Source organism: Microbacterium lacus (assembly GCF_044794305.1).
GTDB lineage: Bacteria > Actinomycetota > Actinomycetes > Actinomycetales > Microbacteriaceae > Microbacterium > Microbacterium lacus_B.
Genome location: NZ_CP084996.1, coordinates 745,054 through 761,646, shown reverse-complemented (window position 1 = coordinate 761,646; position 16,593 = coordinate 745,054). Strand labels below are relative to the sequence as shown.

16 protein-coding genes are annotated in these 16,593 nt (G+C 64.7%); 6 read left to right on the top strand and 10 right to left on the bottom strand.

From position 1 onward, the window contains the following. Nucleotides 1-64: 64 nt before the first annotated feature. From LG299_RS03780 to LG299_RS03760, 5 genes are read right to left on the bottom strand one after another with little or no spacing between them, the layout of a single operon-like run. Nucleotides 65-1,264, bottom strand: coding sequence for a branched-chain amino acid ABC transporter permease (locus LG299_RS03780; RefSeq protein ID WP_404433639.1), 1,200 nt, complete (start codon nt 1,262-1,264; stop codon nt 65-67). Further along, nucleotides 1,261-2,199 (bottom strand): branched-chain amino acid ABC transporter permease, encoded by a 939-nt coding sequence (locus tag LG299_RS03775; protein ID WP_404433638.1) that lies wholly within the window; start codon nt 2,197-2,199, stop codon nt 1,261-1,263. Before LG299_RS03775 ends, LG299_RS03780 begins: the two co-directional genes overlap by 4 nt. Next, complete coding sequence (locus LG299_RS03770; RefSeq protein WP_404433637.1) at nt 2,196-4,073, bottom strand: AMP-dependent synthetase/ligase; 1,878 nt, start codon at nt 4,071-4,073, stop codon at nt 2,196-2,198. Before LG299_RS03770 ends, LG299_RS03775 begins: the two co-directional genes overlap by 4 nt. Further along, on the bottom strand, nt 4,070-4,903 hold the full coding sequence (locus LG299_RS03765; RefSeq protein WP_404433636.1) for an ABC transporter ATP-binding protein: 834 nt from the start codon (nt 4,901-4,903) through the stop codon (nt 4,070-4,072). The genes LG299_RS03770 and LG299_RS03765 overlap by 4 nt, the downstream gene beginning before the upstream one ends. Then, nucleotides 4,900-5,685, bottom strand: a complete 786-nt coding sequence (locus LG299_RS03760; RefSeq protein WP_404433635.1) for an ABC transporter ATP-binding protein — start codon at nt 5,683-5,685, stop codon at nt 4,900-4,902. Before LG299_RS03760 ends, LG299_RS03765 begins: the two co-directional genes overlap by 4 nt. Before the next feature lie 191 nt (nt 5,686-5,876). Here LG299_RS03760 and LG299_RS03755 point away from each other — a divergent pair, with 191 nt between their 5' ends. The 4 genes from LG299_RS03755 (at nt 5,877) to LG299_RS03740 (ending at nt 9,200) form a co-directional block, all read left to right on the top strand. After that, complete coding sequence (locus LG299_RS03755) at nt 5,877-6,245, top strand: histidinol dehydrogenase (protein ID WP_404433634.1); 369 nt, start codon at nt 5,877-5,879, stop codon at nt 6,243-6,245. A gap of 9 nt (nt 6,246-6,254) precedes the next feature. Further along, nucleotides 6,255-6,575, top strand: a complete 321-nt coding sequence (gene fdxA / locus LG299_RS03750; protein WP_404433633.1) for a ferredoxin — start codon at nt 6,255-6,257, stop codon at nt 6,573-6,575. Nucleotides 6,576-6,581: 6 nt separating this feature from the next. Continuing rightward, nucleotides 6,582-7,688, top strand: coding sequence for a succinyldiaminopimelate transaminase (gene dapC / locus LG299_RS03745; protein WP_404433632.1), 1,107 nt, complete (start codon nt 6,582-6,584; stop codon nt 7,686-7,688). Nucleotides 7,689-7,901: 213 nt separating this feature from the next. Then, nucleotides 7,902-9,200: a citrate synthase gene (locus tag LG299_RS03740; protein ID WP_404433631.1), complete on the top strand. Its 1,299-nt coding sequence runs from the start codon at nt 7,902-7,904 to the stop codon at nt 9,198-9,200. A gap of 11 nt (nt 9,201-9,211) precedes the next feature. Here LG299_RS03740 and LG299_RS03735 read toward each other — a convergent pair whose 3' ends face one another. From LG299_RS03735 to dapD, 5 genes are all read right to left on the bottom strand, one after another. Further along, a complete protein-coding gene (locus tag LG299_RS03735) occupies nt 9,212-9,469 on the bottom strand; it encodes a hypothetical protein (RefSeq protein ID WP_404433630.1) in 258 nt (85 codons plus the stop codon). Nucleotides 9,470-9,518: 49 nt separating this feature from the next. Further along, on the bottom strand, nt 9,519-10,187 hold the full coding sequence (locus tag LG299_RS03730; RefSeq protein WP_404433629.1) for a response regulator transcription factor: 669 nt from the start codon (nt 10,185-10,187) through the stop codon (nt 9,519-9,521). Beyond that, nucleotides 10,175-12,208 (bottom strand): sensor histidine kinase, encoded by a 2,034-nt coding sequence (locus tag LG299_RS03725; protein ID WP_404433628.1) that lies wholly within the window; start codon nt 12,206-12,208, stop codon nt 10,175-10,177. Before LG299_RS03725 ends, LG299_RS03730 begins: the two co-directional genes overlap by 13 nt. A gap of 226 nt (nt 12,209-12,434) precedes the next feature. Next, the gene (gene ppk2, locus LG299_RS03720; protein WP_404433627.1) at nt 12,435-13,229 is read right to left on the bottom strand and encodes a polyphosphate kinase 2; all 795 of its coding nucleotides are present in this window, start codon (nt 13,227-13,229) and stop codon (nt 12,435-12,437) included. Between the two features lie 9 nt (nt 13,230-13,238). After that, a complete protein-coding gene (gene dapD, locus LG299_RS03715) occupies nt 13,239-14,195 on the bottom strand; it encodes a 2,3,4,5-tetrahydropyridine-2,6-dicarboxylate N-succinyltransferase (protein ID WP_404433626.1) in 957 nt (318 codons plus the stop codon). 42 nt (nt 14,196-14,237) lie between these two features. Between dapD and dapE the strand changes: the two genes are divergently transcribed. Both dapE and LG299_RS03705 read left to right on the top strand, forming a co-directional pair. Continuing rightward, nucleotides 14,238-15,308 carry a succinyl-diaminopimelate desuccinylase gene (gene dapE / locus LG299_RS03710; protein ID WP_404433625.1) on the top strand — a complete coding sequence of 357 codons (1,071 nt, stop codon included), beginning with the start codon at nt 14,238-14,240 and terminating at the stop codon, nt 15,306-15,308. Further along, nucleotides 15,296-16,516: a hypothetical protein gene (locus tag LG299_RS03705; protein WP_404433624.1), complete on the top strand. Its 1,221-nt coding sequence runs from the start codon at nt 15,296-15,298 to the stop codon at nt 16,514-16,516. The genes dapE and LG299_RS03705 overlap by 13 nt, the downstream gene beginning before the upstream one ends. Nucleotides 16,517-16,593: the final 77 nt, after the last annotated feature.

Sequence of the window (16,593 nt, the reverse complement as noted above, 5' to 3'; positions counted from 1 at the left end):
TTAGTGGTGCCCGGGTGGGCAGGGTGTTCAGTTGTGTGTTGCGGTTCTTGGCTGACGAGGCTGCTCAGTACGAGAACGGCCACGCTTTGAAGTAGTTACGCACGCGCGCCCATAGTCCGTAAAGACCCCGAGGCTCGAGCGTGATGAAAACGATGATCAGGATGCCGAAGATGATGGTCTGCAGTTGGAAAACGTTGATCAGCCCACCGCTGGACACGCTGATCCATGGGATGACGTGCGTGAGCTCTTCGAGAACGCGGGGGAGGAGCACCACAAAAGCTGCCCCGATGATCGATCCCGAGATTGTGGCAATGCCGCCGATGACGATCACCGCGAGGAAGTCGATCGACAGCAGAAGGTTCCATTGCTCGGGCACAATGCGTCCGACGAGAATGGAGAAGAGCGCGCCCGCGAGACCTGCGTAAGCGGACGAGAGGGCGAAGGCAAGCGTCTTCGTCCGCAGGAGGTTGACGCCCATGACCTCGGCGGCGATGTCGCGGTCACGAACGGCGGCGAACGCTCGACCCTGTCGGCCGCGCACGAGGTTGCGCGCGGTGAGGGCGGTCACCACCAGCAAAGCGAGACACAGCAGGTAGAGCGACGTCTCAGGACGGATGATGAGCGGGCCGATCGCATAGGTGGCGGTGAGGTCGGCGCCGAAGAGTGTGCGTTGAGCAACGCCGCGGCCCACGCCCTGCCCGCCGGTGACCGGGACCATCACCTTGAACAGCTGCTCACCGAGCACGAGCAGCCCGAGCGTGAGGACGGCGAGATAGAGCCCACGAACTCGGGTCGCCAGCGGCGCGACGACGAGTCCGATCACACCGGGGATGACGGCTGCGAGGGGCAGCACGATCGCGAGGTCCCAGCCGAGACCCCATGTGGAGCGACCGGTTTCGCCGCCGAAGACGGCGGCGGTGTAGGCGCCGAGCCCGAGGAAGAAGGCATGCCCGAGCGAGACCTGACCGGCGTAGCCCGTGAGCAGATTCAACCCGATGCCCGCGACGGCATACACGACGGCGAGTGTGAGGAGGTAGGTGAGATCGGCCGCGATCAAGAACGGCGCGGCGAGCGCGATGACGAGCAACACCCCGGTCCACCAGCGTTTGGTAGGTGTATTCAGCAGCGCTTGGTCGGCCGAGTAGCTCGTGTAGAGGGTCGGGCGCCCGCGCCGTACCGTGCGATCGACCGTTCCACGGCTGTGTTCGAAGTCGAGGCGTTCTGAGCCGCCGGTGAGCCGGCGACCGGATGTGTCGATGGTCATACTCGCTGCACCTCCCGAGTGCCGAAGAGGCCGTAGGGTCTGATCAGCAGTACGACGAGCATGAGCAGGTACGGAATGACGTTCTCGAAGTTCGCGCCCAACCACGGCGCGAACTGGGGTTGGTAGGTCTTCGTCAGCGCCATGGCGACACCGACGATGAGTCCACCGACCACGGCACCCTTGAGGGAGTCCAGACCGCCGATGATGATGGCGGGGAGGGCGACGAGGGCGAACAGGGCGTCGGTCGCTTGAACCACGGATCCGTTCGCCGCCAGGAGGGCGCCGGCGAGGGCGGCCATCCCGCCGCCGATCGCCCACGAAATCGAGAACATTCGGCCGACGTTGATGCCCTGGGCGAGCGCCGTCTCTTGGTCGAGCGATGTCGCTCGCATCGCCAGCCCCAACTTCGAACGCGTGAGCCAGAGACCGAGGAGCCCGATCACGGCGAGCGCAATGACGAACCGGGCGATCGCGTTCTCGTAGATCTGAACGCCGCCGGTGCATCCTGTGACCCCGAACGACTCGGTCACCTCGCCGCCTAGGCAGATCGCCGAGAGTTGCCACGGGTCACCGACGGTCCGTGACTTCGAGTCGAACAGGCGGAAGGCGATCACGAGAAGGACGATGAAGAGTCCGACCGTCACGATGGCGGCCGAGAACGGTGGACGGCCGACCATCGGCCGGATCGCGATGCGCTCGACGCCCGCAGAAACCCCCGCGAGCACAATCATGGCGAGGGGCACGGCCACCCAGAACGGTAGGCCCATTTCGGTGGCGAAGACACTCGTGGCGAAGGTGCCGAGAATGAGAAGCGCAGGCTGGGCGAAGTTCAGGACGCCGGTCGCGCGATAGATGATCACGAAGCCCACGGCGATGACCGCATAGACCGCGCCCTGCCCGAGGCCGGTGGCAAGAGACGAGAGCAGCGCGTTCACCCGTTCCTCCCGAGGTCGGAGCCTGCGTACGCGGAAGATTCGGAGTACATGTCGTCGATCAGGTGGGGCACGGTCGCTGCGAAGGCCTGACGCTTGAGCTTCTGCGTGGCGGTCAATTCGCCGTCCTCGTGGTCGAGTTCTTTCGTCAGCATCCGGAACTTGCGGATTGACTCCACGCGCGCGAACCGTGTGTTCACGTCCTTGATGATCCCGGCGATCAGCGCCGTCACTTCGGGCTTCTCCGACAGGTCGCGGTAGGTGGTGAACTCGATTCGCTGCCGTGAGGCCCAGTCGGCTACGGTGTCGAACTCGATTCCGATCAGCGCCGTCAAGTAGGCCCTCCGGTCACCGATCACGACGGCTTCTTTCACGTAGGGCGAGGCCTTGAGCGCGTTCTCGATCTCGCTCGGTGAGATGTTCTTTCCACCCGCGGTGATGATGATGTCTTTGATGCGGTCGATGATCCGCAGATGGGTGCCCTCGACCCACTCGCCGACGTCACCGGTGTGCAGCCACCCGTCCGCGTCAATCGTGTTGGCGGTCGCCTCGGGTTTGCCCCAGTAACCGACGAAGGTGCCCGGATGCCGCGTCAGCACCTCGTTCGTACCCTCGGCGAGTGTCACCTCGGCCAGCGCCTGTGGTTCGCCGACCGTGCCGACGATCGCGCGGCCGCGCCGGTTGGTGGTGGCGATCGCCGCGTTCTCGGTCATGCCGTACGCCTCGTACAGCGGAACTCCGATGCCCACGAAGAACGCGAGGACCTCCGGCGCGATCGGTGCCGCGCCGGAGATCGCGTGACGCACGCGCAACAGGCCGAGCCTCTTGCGCAGCGGCCGGAAAAGCGGGTACCACCCGATCACGTAGAGAAGTCGTGCCCGGCGGGTGAATTCGCCGCCGTTTGCTACGCGATCTGCGCCGATCGTCTGGCTCCACTTCATCGACCGGGCGTAGATAGTTCGCTTGAGTCGGCTGGCGCCAGCCATCTTGATCGACACCGTCGCCTGGATCTTCTCCCAGATGCGTGGCACGGCGAACAGGATCGTCGGCTGTACTTCCGCGAGGTCGGCAGTCACGGTATCGATTGACTCGGCGAAGTGCACGACGGTGCGCGTGGAGATGTTGGCCCAGACCGAGATTCCCCGCTCGACGACGTGTGAGAGGGGGAGGTAGGACAGCAGGGTGTCGTGGGGTCCCACCTGACGGCCCAGGATCCCATCGTCCAGCGACAGGATGTGCGCGGAGAACGAGATGTTTCGCGCCGACAGCATGACGCCCTTCGGCGGACCGGTGGTGCCGGACGTGTAGATCAGCGTCGAAAGATCGTCGGGGGACCGCTCGCGGTCGATCTGCTCGAGCAGAGCGGGGTGCGCGGCACGATGTGCGTCGCCGCGCACGATGAGTTCGTCGACGGACAGCAGCTTCGGATGCTCGTACCCGGCGAGTCCGCGCCCATTGAGAAAGACGATCCACTCCAGTGCCGGACACTCCGCCTCGGCGGCGAGAGCCTTATCGACCTGCTCCTGATCTTCAGCGATGAGCACGCGCGCGCCCGAGTCCTGCAAAAGGTACGTGATCTCGGCGACCGGATTGGTCGGGTACAACCCGACGATGGCCGCGCGCAGCGACGACGCCGCGAGATCGGCGAAGAGCCATTCGGGTCGATTCTCGGACTGGATCGCTACGCGATCGCCCGCGGTCACACCCAGTGCCGCGAGCCCGAAAGCGATCTCTTCGACGAATCGGGCGTAGTCGCCCCACGTGATGTCGTGCCAGATGCCCGACTGCTTCACGCGGAGCGCGGTGTGGCCTGCGAATTCGGCGGCGTTGGCGCGCAGCATCCGGGTCAGATAGCGCGTCTCTTCGGGCGTTGTCACGATGCGCCCTCTCGTCCATCGGGCGCGGATTCGATCACTGCGGTAAGTTCGGCCGCGACATCCTCCGTCGCACCACCGAGGTACGCGGCGATGACCGCGGGGTCGCTCTGAACCTCATCGGGCGTGCCCAGCGCGATCCGCTTGCCGAAATCGATCACCATCACGCGGTCGGCGAGGTCCATCACGAGGCGCATGTCGTGCTCGACCATGATCATCGAGGTTCCAAGCTCTGTGCGAATGTCGAGAATGAACCTCGCCATGTCTTCGGTCTCTTCGGAGTTCATGCCCGCGACCGGTTCGTCCAAGAGCAGAAGTCGAGGTTCCATCGCGAGCGCGCGACCCAGCTCGACACGCTTCTTCACTCCGTACGGGAGGATCCCGACGGGCATGTGGCGGACGGTCGCGAGATCGAGGAACTCGATGAGGTCTTCGATGTAGCGTCGCGCTGCGAGCTCTTGACGTCGAGCGCGACCGAACCAGAGCATCGCCTCTGGCCAGGCGTACGAGGTCTTCTGGTGGCGCCCGAGTAGCAGGTTGTCGAGGACCGAGAGGTTGTCGAACAGTTCGACATTCTGGAATGTGCGAGCCACGCCGCGACGCGCAACTTCATCGGGGGCGGCGCCCAACAGGCTTTCACCGCCTAGAGTGATCGATCCTGCTTGCGGTCGGTAGACGCCCGAGATGCAGTTGAAGGTCGAGGTCTTGCCCGCGCCGTTGGGCCCGATGATGGCGAAGAGTTCGCCGTCATTGACGTCGAATGAGATCGCATCCAGAGTGGTTGCACCGCCGAAGCGGAGTGTGAGGTCGGATACTTCGAGCAGCACGCTCACGAGAGCCACCTCTTCCGGCGCTTGTAATGCTTCACATCTCGGAGGCTCCCGGCGCCCGCGCCGGTGCCGAGATAGAACTCGCGGATGTCATCGTCTTCGCGCAATGCTTTGGCCGGAGCATCCATCACGATCTTGCCGTTCTCCATCACGTACCCGTGATCGGCGATCGACAGCGCCATCGCGGCGTTCTGCTCGACCAGAAGCACTCCCGTACCGGATCGACGGATCTCGACGATCAAGTCACGAATCTGTTCGACGATCTGAGGGGCAAGGCCCAGACTCGGTTCGTCCATCAGGATGTAGCGTGGCTCGGCCATAAGCGCGCGCCCGATCGCCAACATCTGCTGCTCACCGCCGGAGAGATAGCCAGCGAGCTGTCCACGGCGATCCCTGAGGATCGGGAACATCCCGTACACACGGTCGAGGTTGTCGGCTATGCCGGTGCGGCTGCGCGTGTACGCGCCGACCCGGAGATTCTCTTCGACCGAGAATTCCACGAAGACGCGCCGGCCTTCCATCACCTGGCTGACGCCCGCGCGGACGACATCCGAGGCGCGTCGAGTGTCGACGGGGGAGTCGTCGATCGAGACATGACCGCGCGAGATTCGGCCACGGTGCACATCCAGCAAGCCCGTCATTGCGCGCAGCAGAGAGGTCTTTCCGGCGCCGTTCGCGCCGAGAAGTGCGACGATGCCCTCGCGAGGGATGCGGATGCTGGCGCCTTTCACGACGAGCATCACGTCCTCGTAGACAACCTCGATGTTATGTACAGCCAGCGTCATGGCATCCCTTCGGTCACAGCGCTGTGATGGGGTCGAACCTAACAGTCTCAGGGTACATACCAACCGGTCGGTTACGCATTCGTGATGAAACGGAGATTCACGAATTTCGAAACTGGGTATCAGGGTCTTCCGGGAGGTGCCGTTGTGCGTGCATGACGGGGAAAAGCCCCGTCCACGCCTAGACTTTGCGGGTGAAGTTCTCTTGGTCGCGGGTGGGTACGTGGGTTGTCGCGCTACTGGTCGGCGCGGTCTATGGCTCCGCCGGAACGATCGCGCACGCGTTCGAGATCGGGTGGCTTCCGCTCGGTCTGATCCTGGCCGCGATCGGCGTCGTCGCGATGCTCGCTGCTGTCCGCCTGTTGACCGGCGATCGGTGGGCGGCGCTCGCCTGTGGAATGGGCATGATGATCGCCACGCTCATGTTCTCCGGCCGTGGCCCCGGTGGTTCAGTGATCGTGCCCGAGACGCCGCTCGCGATCGCGTGGACCATCGCCGTGCCGATCGCGGTTGCGCTCGTCGTGGCGTGGCCGGAGCGAATTGCGCCCCGCGAAGCCAACTAGACTGATCTCGTGACGTATGTAATCGCCCTTCCGTGCGTGGACGTCAAGGACCGCGCCTGTATCGATGAGTGCCCCGTTGACTGCATCTACGAGGGTGACCGAATGCTGTACATCCACCCCGACGAATGCGTCGATTGTGGTGCGTGTGAGCCGGTGTGCCCCGTTGAGGCGATTTACTACGAAGACGATCTTCCCGACGAATGGCAGGACTACTACAAGGCCAACGTCGAGTGGTTCGAAGACGTGGGATCCCCGGGTGGCGCCGCGAAGGTCGGCGTGATCCACAAAGACCACCCCGTCATCGACGCTCTTCCGCCTCAGGTCTCGTAACGCGTCATGGGTGTCGCTGACCTCGCCGACTACCCCTGGGACGCAGTCGCGCCGTACGCTGCGCGGGCGAAAGCCCACCCCGACGGAATCATCGATCTCTCGATCGGTTCACCGGTGGATCCGACTCCGCCGGTTGTTGCTGACGCCTTGGCATCAGCAACCGATGCTCACGCCTACCCGCAGACGGTCGGCACGCCCGCACTTCGCGAAGCCATCGTCGAGTGGTTCGCGCGCCGGCGGGGTGTGCGCGGACTGAGCGTTGACCACGTGCTTCCCACGGTCGGGTCCAAAGAGTTGGTGGCGCTGCTCCCACTGCTGCTGGGCCTGGGCGCCGGCGACATCGTCGTGCATCCGCGTGCGGCCTACCCGACCTACGAGGTCGGGGCGCGGTTGGTGGGTGCGTCTCCTGTTGCCGCCGATGACGCTGCGGACTGGCCCCTCGGAGCGCGACTGATCTGGGTCAATTCGCCCGGCAACCCCGACGGGCGAGTGATGGACGTGGCAGCCCTCCGTGTGGCGGTGCTCCGCGCCCGCGAAATCGGAGCGGTACTGGTCTCGGACGAATGCTATGCAGAGCTCGGATGGGATGCCCCGTGGGATACGGAGGCAATCCCGTCGGTGCTGGATCCCAGGGTGACGGGCGGTGATGTGAGGAGCATCCTGTCCGTGTACTCCCTGAGCAAGCAGTCGAACCTCGCCGGCTACCGAGCCGCGTTCCTCGCGGGTGACCCCGCACTCGTGGCGAGGCTGTTGACGGCGCGGAAACACCTCGGGCTCATGCTTCCGGCGCCGGTGCAGGAGGCGATGATCGCTGCTCTCGGCGACGACGAGCACGTGGCTGCGCAGAAGGAGCTCTATCGCGCTCGACGTGCGACTCTGCGCCCCGCGGTTGAGGCCGCGGGTTTCCGTGTCGACGCGAGCGAGGCAGGGCTCTACCTCTGGGCCACCGAGGATCGCGACGCATGGGAGAGTCTGGGACGGCTGGCTGAGCTCGGCATCCTTGTCGGCCCCGGTCACTTCTACGGCGACCATTTCCCGAATCACATCAGGTTCTCGCTGACAGCGTCGGACGAGCGGATTCGCGCCGCAGCCGAGCGGTTGCTCGAGGCGTAGGTCGAGGCATCCGTTCGGTCCATACAGAGGATTCCTCTATCGAATGGTCCTGCCGTTTAGCGGTGTCGGCAGTATGTACCGCTGGACACTAGGCTGTAGGCACGCGTTGGCGAGGCACCATTCGTCCACGCGCCGGCTCTCTCGGACGGCCGCTACCAGGCCCCCACGATCCGGAATGACCCCCCGCAGGATCACCAATCGCGAGGAGCCGGCGTGAGCGACGCAAGCACCAACCCAGACAAGGCCATCCTCTCTATCGGCGATCGAACCGCTGAGTTCCCGGTGCTTCAGGGCACTGATGGAGTGCCCAGCATCGACATCTCGACATTCACCCGTCAGACCGGTCACACCACGCTCGACTACGGTTTCGTCAACACGTCCGCGACGAAGTCAGCGATCACCTTCATCGACGGCGACCAGGGAATCCTGCGCTATCGCGGCTACCCGATCGAGCAGCTCGCGCAGAACAGTACCTACCTCGAGGTTGCGTGGCTGCTGATCTACGGCGAGCTGCCCACCGCTGACGAACTCGCCGCGTTCGACGAGCGCATTCGCCACCACACGCTCCTGCACGAAGATCTCAAGCGCTTCTTCTCGTCGCTGCCCACTACCGCTCACCCCATGTCGGTGCTCTCGTCGGCCACCGCTGCGCTCTCGACCTACTACGAGAGCGAGTCCGACCCCAATAACCCCGAGCACGTCGAGCTCAACACCATCCGCATGCTCGCGAAGCTGCCGGTGATCGCCGCGTACGCGCACAAGAAGAGCATCGGGCAGGCCTTCCTCTACCCCGACAACTCGCTGAGCTTCGTCGACAACTTCCTCAAGCTCAACTTCGGTGTTCTCTCCGAGCTCTACGAGATCGACCCTGTGATGTCACGCGCACTCGAGCGCCTGCTCATTCTTCACGAAGACCACGAGCAGAACGCCTCCACCTCGACGGTGCGTCTGGTCGGGTCCACCGGCGCGAACCAGTTCTCGTCGATTTCGGCCGGTATCAACGCCCTCTACGGTCCCCTGCACGGCGGCGCGAACGAGGCCGTGCTCGAGATGCTCGGGCGCATTCGCGACTCGGGCGAGAGCGTGCAGCGGTTCGTCGAGCGCGTCAAGAACAAAGAAGACGGTGTGAAGCTCATGGGCTTCGGCCACCGCGTGTACAAGAACTACGACCCGCGCGCGAAGCTCGTCAAAGAGTCCGCCGATGAGGTGCTCGAGGCGCTGGGCATCAGCGACCCGCTGCTCGATCTTGCGAAAGAGCTCGAAGAGCTCGCCCTCAGCGATGATTATTTCCGCGAGCGTCGCCTATACCCCAACGTGGACTTCTACACCGGTGTGATCTACAAGGCGATGGGCTTTCCCACGCGAATGTTCACCGTGCTGTTCGCGATCGGTCGGTTGCCGGGCTGGCTTGCACACTGGCGCGAGATGCAGCAAGACCCGCAGACGAAGATCGGCCGCCCGCAGCAGTTGTATGTGGGTTCACCCGAGCGCAACTACCCCGGCGCCAACTAGCGGGTATCGAGTCAGGCTGCAGGCTGAGCCGCCGATCGTGCACGACGCGGTGCCCGCGACTTGACGACGTAATGGTGAATGGACATCCATATCCCCGTCACCAAAAGGCCCAGCAACAGGACAATGGCCACTGTCGAGACCGCGTCATAGGCCGGTCCCGGCGGAATCACGGGCAGGATGAGGAACGCCGCGACGACCACGAAGGTCATCGAGATCCATCGGTGGATGATCCGAATCCAGCGGGTTGCCGAACGTCTTTGACGTGCCATCGTGTGCTCCTTGCCTTGTGTTCACGCCAGGCTAGGGAGCGCTGCCGCGTCACGGCATCGGTGCTGACCCTGATTCATCGCCGGCCAAGAGCCACGCCAGTGCGGCTTGAACGCGTCTGTTGGCCTCCGCAGACGGAGCGAGATCGAGCTTCAGGAGGATGGAGCGCACATGAGCGTCCACCGTTCTCTCCGAGATGTACAGGTCGGCTGCGATCGCCGCATTGCTTCGTCCACGCGCCATCTCGGAGAGGACGTCGCGCTCGCGGTCACTGAGCACCGCGAGCGCTCCCGTGCGGCGGGCCAGACCACCGGAGATGACCGCCGGGTCGATGGTTGTGCCACCTGCGGCGACCAGGCGCACGCTGTCGATGAAGACCGACACGTCCAGCACCCGGTCCTTGAGCAGATAGCCGAAGCCCTCGGCGCGGTCGCTGGCCAGAGTGAGCGCGAGTACCGGGTCGATCGTGTGGGAGAGGACGAGAATCCCCATGGCCGGGAAGCGGTCGCGCAGCAGGCGTGTCGCCCTCGCGCCCTCGTCGCGAAACGTGGGTGGCATCCTGACATCGACGATGGCGATGTCTGGCCGATTGGCGTTCACGGCGTCGACGAGGGCGCCGGCGTCACCGACCTCGGCGACGACATCGATGTCATGTGCCCGGAATGCACGCGAGAGACCGTCTCTCAACAGCACGAGGTCTTCGGCGATCACCGCGCGCACGGCAGCACCGCCTCGAGAAGCGTTCCGCGCGGCTTCCGCTCGCTCACCACGAGGTGGCCGCCCGCAGCGCGCACGCGCTCGGTCAGCCCCCTGAGACCAGAACCGAGGCGCGGGTCTGCGCCCCCTGCCCCGTCGTCGGCGATCGTGACGCTCACGGACGATCCGGTCGAGCCAACGACCACCGACAGGTGTCGGGCATCGGCGTGCTTGAGGACATTCGCCAGCGCTTCGGCAACGACGAAGTAGGCGACCGACTCGGTTGTCGCATCCAGTCTCACGTCATCGACCGCGAGATCGACCTCGAGCGGAACCCGGCGCACCAAATCACCCAGGGCCGCGGCCAGTCCTCGATCGACGAGGGTGGTCGACACCGTACCGGTGGCCAGGAGACGCAGTTCAGCGACGGCACGCTGAATGCCCTCGACTGTCTCATCGACCAGCAGTCGGGAGGTGGGGTCAGACAGTGTCTCGCGTGCGAGGCTGAGATTGAGACCGAGCGAGACCAGTCGACCCTGCACGCCGTCGTGCAGGTCGCGCTCGATACTCTCGCGCGCAGCGGTGGTCGCGGCATCCGCTCTCTCGCGCTCGGCGATCAGCAGATCGGACTGGTCGCGGACGGATGCCTCGAGAAACGCTCGCTCAACCAGCGGGCGCGTGACGTCGACGAGCTTTCGGGTGTCGACGAATCGATGTCGCGACAGGAACAGGGCGATCTGCCGATCTGTGCGATCGGTGACCGACGTAGCGAGGAGATCTGGATCAGGCAAGATCTCCTCGGTGAGCGATGCATCCCACCACAGTCCGTCGGGTCTCGCGATGAGGAGGCGCGCGTCGGGTTCATCGAGGGCCTGTCGCAGCGCCCCTTCGGCGAGTGAGCCAGGCGAAGTGTCGGTGTTCTCCACGGCGCGGATGACCGCGGCGGCCACCGCGCGTCGCGGGTCGACTCGGCGAATGCACCACCTCACGAACCACAGCCACGGCACCACTGTTGCGGCGAATACAAGGGCAGTCAGAATGACGGATGCGGCGGCGGTCAGTCCGACAACGGTCGCAACGGGAAGAACGAGTTGCACGAGAGCGAGCCCGTACACCGTCCACAGCAGGCCGGGGATGATCCTCACGAGAGCGGTGACTGCGCGTCCGTCGCCGCTTGTGGCATCGCGCACGACCGCGCTGAGCCACCATGCGGTGAGCGGGAAAGCGGTGCAGAACCCGAAGGTCAGCGCAATGGTTTCGATCTCCGCGTTCGAGCCCGCTGCGACGGGGAGTCCCAGCACTCCGCAGAGGAGAACCACCGCGAAAGGCAGCACGGCACCGACTGCGAGTCGAGCGAGCACCGGACGGAGTGGCCCGCGAGTGCGCGCGGCCCGCACGCCCAGAACCAGAGGCGCTACAAGCAACGACAGCATCCATGCGAGAACGATGCCGTACGACACCGTCTGGGCGCTCGCACTCAGCACGAAAGTACGCGGCAGGATTGTGGGAGTGTCCCCGAACTCCTCGAGGGCGAAGGCCGGCGGCACAAGCAGTCCGGCGAGGATGACGATGGCTAGCGCCCCCAAGACGAAGGTCACGAGCCGGGCCGCCGAGCGGTCTCCGATCACAATCGACCCAGCAGCGGCCGCGGCGACCTGTGCCGACGCGAGCGTGATCATCCAGCCGCTCGTCGCGAAGACGACCACGACCAGAAACAGGATGTGGCCCGTCTGACCGGTTGCGTCCAGCCACGCGGCGAGCTCGAGGAAGAGGTTGTAGAAGGTCAGACCACCCGCCATCGCGAGGATCCACGGCGCGAGGGCTCGCGCACCTCGAAAGCGATTCCACACCGCAAGGGCGAAAACCATCGCTGCTGCGATCGGCGCAGCCACCGTCCACACGGGTGTCGACGTGAACGCGTCGATATCGGACCGACCCGCGGCAAGCATTCTCCCCACGGTCGCGAATACCCAGAGCGCGCACAACGACACACCGAGAGTGATCCAGCGGATCACTCCCGCTCGGTCAGTGCCTGGCGTGCTCATGACATCATCGTGGCGGTTAGGTGCGCAATCGACAACGGGCAGGGGAGTGGTGACTCAACGACGCCAGTGAGGCGCTAGGCCCTGTGTCGAGTGCTGGACATCGGTCACGACAGTGCCTCCTGGGAAGCGACACGACGGAACGATGCCGCTCGGTAGGACGCTAGCCGGAACGTTGACGGCTGGCATCGGCGCTAGCACCGATGCCAGGTGATCGCAGAGCTTGTCGCTACTTCAGGGTCGCGGCGTAGTCAGGGACGATCGCGCTCTCATCACGCGGGGGGCGGTCGTAGCCACCCGAAGCGGGCCGAGGCGGGATGTCGATGGGCTCGCGCTCGACCGGTTGCCAAGGGATCTTCGACAGCAGATGGTGAATCATGTTGATCCGTCCGCGGCGTTTGTCGTCGTTGTCGACCTCGTGCCACGGAGCTTCGGGGATGTCGGTGTGGACGAACATGGTGTCTTTGGCGCGGGAGTAGTCCTCCCACTTCGTGATCGAGAGGACGTCGTTGGGGCTGAGTTTCCAGCGGCGCATGGGGTCATCGTTGCGCGAGACGAAGCGCTCCTCCTGAATGACGTCCGACACGCTGAACCAGTACTTCAGCAGAATGATGCCGTCTTCAACCAGCATCCGTTCGAAGATCGGGGCCTGATGGAGGAACCGATGGTACTGCTCGCTTGTGCAGTACCCCATGACGTGCTCGACACCGGCGCGGTTGTACCAGGAGCGATCCATCAGCACGATCTCTCCGGCTGCGGGCAGGTGAGGAGCGTAGCGCTGGAAGTACCACCGCGTCTTGTCGCGCTCGCTCGGGGTCGGCAGAGCGACGATGCGTGTCACTCGGGGATTGAGGTATTCGGCGATGCGTTTGATTGTCGAGCCTTTGCCCGCGGCATCCCGCCCCTCGAAGATCACCACGATGCGGGCGCCGGATGCCTGAACCCACGCCTGCATGTCAACCAATTGCGCCTGCAGCCGCTTGAGTTCGGTCTCGTATGTTTGCTTGCTCAGGCGCTTGGTCATGAGCAGATCTTAGGCGTGGAGCGCTTCGTTGAGGGTGACGCCTACGCCCGCGCGCCGTACTGCCTCGATGGCGCCGGTGAGAGAGTTGCGTCGGAACAGGATGCCGTCACGGCCGGAGAGCTCGGCTCCCTTGACGACCGGCCTCGAGCCGTCAGCGTGCGATGACTCGTCCGCGAGGACGATCTTCGACCCGGCGGTGACGTACAGGCCCGCCTCGACCACGCAATCGTCGCCGAGCGAGATGCCGACCCCGGCGTTCGCGCCGAGCAGCGTTCGGGCACCGATAGAGACCTTATGTGCGCCGCCGCCCGACAGCGTGCCCATGATTGATGCGCCACCCCCGATGTCGCTGCCGTCTCCGACGACCACTCCCTGCGAGATGCGACCTTCGACCATGGATGAACCGAGTGTGCCGGCGTTGAAGTTCACGAAGCCCTCATGCATCACCGTTGTGCCGGGGGAGAGGTAGGCGCCGAGGCGGACGCGGCTCGCGTCGGCGATTCGCACTCCCGGAGGCGTGACGTAGTCGAGCAATCGGGGAAACTTGTCGAGCCCTTGCACCTGGATACCGTCGCGCTGGAGGAACGGGCGTAGGCGAGTGATGTCGTCCGGATGTATCGGCCCCGCGTTGGTCCACGCGACGTTCGGGAGGTGGCCGAAGATTCCGTCGAGGTTGATGCTGTTGGGGACGCACAGCCGGTGCGAGAGAGCGTGCAACCGCAGGTACGCGTCGGAGGTCGATGCGGGCGGTGCGTCGAGGTTGACCTCGACCGTGACGACCTCGACCGCGACGGCGCGGCGCGCATCGGCGACGGCAAGCTGTTCGAGGTCTTCGGGTGGGCGCGAGGCGTCGTATCCCAGCGGGATGCGACCGGCTTCGGGGGAGGCAAACCAGGTGTCGAGCACGGTTCCTTCCTCAGCCACTGATGCCAGGCCAACGCCCCAAATCCATCGTTCTTCGCTCATCCCTCCACGGTAGCGGGAAGAGGGCGTCGTTAGACTCAGAGGATGCCTGCGCTCGATCTGACCGCGACCTCGGTCGACCTCACCCGAACCATCTGTGACATGCCGAGCGTGTCGGACGACGAGACCGCTCTTGCCGACGCGATCTTCGACGCCATCTCGGCTCTGCCTCACTTGGAGGTATACCGCGACGGCGACACGATAGTGGCGCGGACGAACCTCGGGCGCGCGCAACGGGTAGCGATTGCGGGGCACATCGATACCGTCCCGATCAACGCGAACGTGCCTACACGCGACGTGGCGATCGACGGCGAACCCTTTCTCTGGGGTCGCGGCACAGTGGACATGAAGGCGGGCGTCGCCGTGCAGCTCAAGCTCGCACATGACCTCACCGACCCTCGCGTGGACATCACGTGGATGTGGTACGACCACGAAGAGGTCGACGCCGACCTCAACGGCCTCACGCGACTCGCCCGCACCCGTCCCGATCTCTTCGAGGCGGACTTCGCAATCCTGGGCGAACCGTCCAACGGTGAGGTTGAGGGCGGCTGCAACGGCAATCTTCGTGCGCTCGTGCGCACCTCCGGCGTTCGCGCACACAGCGCGCGCGCATGGATTGGTGAGAACGCGATTCACAAGGCGGCGCCGATTCTCGATCGGCTCGCGATCTACGTTCCCCGACGGGTGATGGTGGACGGCTTGGAGTACCGCGAGGGTATGAACGCGGTGCGCGTCAGCGGCGGAGTCGCGGGCAACGTCATCCCGGATCTCTGCGAAATTGAGGTGAACTATCGCTTCGCGCCGAGCCGTCACGCCGCCGAAGCAGAGGCGCACGTGCGCGAGCTGTTCGAGGGATTCGAGGTCGAAGTGGTCGACATCGCCGTCGGCGCACGTCCCGGGTTGGACGCACCGCTCGCCCAAGAGTTCGTCGCGGCCGTCGGGGGCACCGCGAAGCCGAAGTACGGCTGGACGGATGTCGCCCGCTTCTCGGCGATGGGCGTCCCGGCGGTCAATTACGGACCGGGTGACCCGCACCTCGCACACCACGACGAAGAGCGCGTTCCCCTCACTCAGATCGATGCGGTCGAGCGAGGTCTGCGTGCGTGGCTGACCTGAGTCCGTCCACCCGCGTGGCCGCATCCTGGGTGACGGCGCCGGTCGCTGTGCGCGTCGGTGTGCTTTACCTTGCGGCCCGATTTGTGACGACCGGACTATTGCTGCTCGCCGCGAACCTTTCGACCTTCGGTTCACGGTTCGGCCCGGATGCGACTCTCGCGACGCTGGTGACCGGCTGGGATGCCCAGTGGTACTGGTACGTCGCCGTGCACGGCTACCCCACGGTTCTTCCGCTCACCGGATCCGGCCAGGTTGCGGAGAATCAGTGGGCGTTCATGCCCCTGTACGCATACCTGTCAGAAGCCGTCGGGCTCCCCTTCGGAGCGTGGGCTGTAGGAGCGGTGATCGTCTCGCTCGTCGCCGGATACCTGGCGAGCCTCGTCCTGTTCCGGATGCTGACGCCGAAGCTCGGCGATCCCGCAGCGATGTGGGCCGTCGTCTTCTTCGCGGCGGGCCCCCTGGCCGCACTCTTTCAGGTCGGCTACGCGGAGGCGTTGTTCTTGCTGTGGCTGTTCCTCTCGCTCTGGGCGGTCATGCAACGCAGATACGGGTGGTTGTATCTGCTCATTCCCCTGATGGGCTTCACTCGTCCGGGAGTCTTGGCGTTCGCGCTCTTCCTGGCCTTGCACGGCATCCATCGATGGCTCACACGTCGAACGGATTCGCTGACGGGAGTCCATGTCGTCCACATCGTCGCCCTCGGCGCATGGGCGGTGATCGTCGGCTTCTCGTGGCAGGTGATCGCCGCAGCGGTGACGGGGGATGCTGATGCCTATCTCGCGACCGAGCTCGCCTGGCGCCGCAACTGGGGCCTTGGCGGCGAGGGCTTCGTGCCGGTGGAGGGCTTCATCCAGGGCGCGGCCTTCTGGTTCACGCAGTGGGGTCTGGGACCGATTGTCGGGTATGTCGCCCTTGCCGTGACCGTGATCGGGTTTGCTGCGTTTCTTGTTTTCGTTCCACAGGTGAAGAAGCTCGGTGTAGATCTGAGACTGTGGGCCGCAAGCTATGGCGTGTATCTCCTGCTGGTGTTCTTTCCTCAATCCAGCATCTTCCGCCTGCTGCTGCCGATGTCACCGCTCGTGGGCGCGTTCGCGGTGCCTCGTTCGACCGTGTGGCGGGTCGGTGTGCTCTGCGCGTGTCTCGGCGGTCAGTGGTGGTGGATTTACACGATGTATGCGCTGGGCGACACGATTGAGCGCGTTCCGTGAGTTTCCCCGAGCGGCGGATTATCCCCTGTCGGTGAGGTTCGGTAAACTTGATTCTCTAGACCCCCGATGAAAAGGAG